This window comes from Streptococcus mitis (assembly GCF_009496285.1).
GTDB classification, from domain to species: Bacteria; Bacillota; Bacilli; order Lactobacillales; family Streptococcaceae; genus Streptococcus; species Streptococcus mitis_BP.
Genome location: NZ_WIJK01000054.1, coordinates 1 through 1,220, shown reverse-complemented (window position 1 = coordinate 1,220; position 1,220 = coordinate 1). Strand labels below are relative to the sequence as shown.

General features: G+C 47.3%; 1 protein-coding gene. It reads left to right on the top strand.

The window, feature by feature from the left end:
- Window positions 1-1,220: Ig-like domain-containing protein (locus GEZ89_RS09460; protein ID WP_228113892.1), on the top strand; the 1,220-nt coding region annotated here is incomplete at both ends.

Sequence of the window (1,220 nt, the reverse complement as noted above, 5' to 3'; positions counted from 1 at the left end):
AGCAGATTCTAAGGGCGTTCAAGAACCAGCAGCTAAGACACCAGTTCAAAACACATCAGCCTTAACTCAACCAGAAAAAGATGCCGTTAAGAAAGCAGTAGAAGACGCTAACCCAACAGCAACTAAGGTTGAAGTAGGAAACGATGGATCAGCAACTGTAACGTTCCCAGATGGAACAACAGCAACCCTAACAGGCGATAAGACTGTTAAGGAAGCTGATGATAAGACAGCACCAGATGCCCCAGTTGTGAACCCAGTTAAGGCTGGTGACACAGCAGTAACCGGTACAGCCGAAGCAGGTTCAACAGTTGAAGTAACCCTTCCAGATGGCACTAAAGCCTCAGCAACAGCTGACCAAGATGGCAACTTCAGCGTTCCAGTCAGCGGTTTGGAAGAAGGTCAAACAGTCTCTGTTACAGCGAAAGACGCTTCAAACAATACATCAACTCCAACTACAGCAACTGTAGCGAAAGCTGATGATAAGACAGCACCAGATGCCCCAGTTGTGAACCCAGTTAAAGCAGGTGACACAGCAGTAACCGGTACAGCCGAAGCAGGTTCAACAGTTGAAGTAACCCTTCCAGATGGCACTAAAGCCTCAGCAACAGCTGATCAAGATGGCAACTTTAGTGTTCCAGTTAGCGGTTTGGAAGAAGGTAAAACAGTATCTGTAACAGCGACAGATGACGCAGGTAACACATCAGATGCGACAACTGCAACTGTAGCGAAAGCCGATGATAAGACAGCACCAGCAGCACCAGTTGTGAACCCAGTTAAAGCAGGTGATACTGCTGTAACAGGTACAGCCGAAGCAGGTTCAACAGTAGAAGTCACTCTTCCAAACGGAACCAAAGCAACAGCAACAGCTGACCAAGATGGTAACTTCAGTGTTCCAGTTAGCGGTTTGGAAGAAGGTAAAACAGTATCTGTAACAGCGACAGATGACGCAGGTAACACATCAGATGCGACAACAGCAACCGTAGCGAAAGCCGATGATAAGACAGCTCCAGCAGCTCCAGTTGTGAACCCAGTTAAAGCAGGTGATACTGCTGTAACAGGTACAGCCGAAGCAGGTTCAACAGTAGAAGTAACCCTTCCAAACGGAACCAAAGCAACAGCAACAGCTGACCAAGATGGTAACTTCAGTGTTCCAGTTAGCGGTTTGGAAGAAGGTAAAACAGTATCTGTAACAGCGACAGATGACGCAGGTAACACATCAG